The organism is Alkaliphilus flagellatus (genome assembly GCF_018919215.1).
GTDB lineage: Bacteria > Bacillota > Clostridia > Peptostreptococcales > Natronincolaceae > Alkaliphilus_B > Alkaliphilus_B flagellatus.
This window is the reverse complement of the sequence record NZ_JAHLQK010000024.1, coordinates 1-530: the sequence shown is the minus strand read 5'-3', so window position 1 is coordinate 530 and position 530 is coordinate 1. Positions and strand designations below refer to the sequence as shown.

Sequence of the window (530 nt, the reverse complement as noted above, 5' to 3'; positions counted from 1 at the left end):
CTGCGGCTGGGACTGCTGCAGTTCGGCATGTTCCTGCAGATCGCCCTCGCCGCCTACCAGGTGTTTTTGATGGTCTGGGCGAAGAAGCACCCGGCTGCCGCCCAGGGCTCCAGCGCCGTCGGCGAGATGCCGGCTGCCGCTGCTGCCGGCGCTGTGGCGGGCGCGCCTGTCCCCCCGCAGGGCGGGTACACCGTTCCCCAGGGCGGATACGCCCCGGCTCCCCAGGCGCCCAAGGGCGAGGGGCTGAAGAAATTTAAAGAATTCGCCAAGAGCAAAGCCGGCAAGCTCACCTTTATCGGGGTGGCGGCGGCGCTGGTCCTCCTCATCGGCGGGGGCATCGCCATTTCGATCCTCACCCAGACCCGGCTGGACCTGGTCTCCAATGTGGAGTACACCCTGGAGGGCGAGTCGGGAGACGCCTACATCCTCCTCGACCGCGCCAATGTGGACTACGACTACAACGACAGCGACGTGGCCAACTTCGTCTCCTCCATCAGCTACCAGTTTGAGCCCAGCGACGGCCTGAAAAA

At 65.7% G+C, this 530-nt stretch carries 1 protein-coding gene; it reads left to right on the top strand.

Annotated elements, in window-relative coordinates:
• The coding region (locus KQI88_RS17870) for a hypothetical protein (protein WP_216419669.1) at positions 1-530 on the top strand (530 nt) is incomplete at both ends.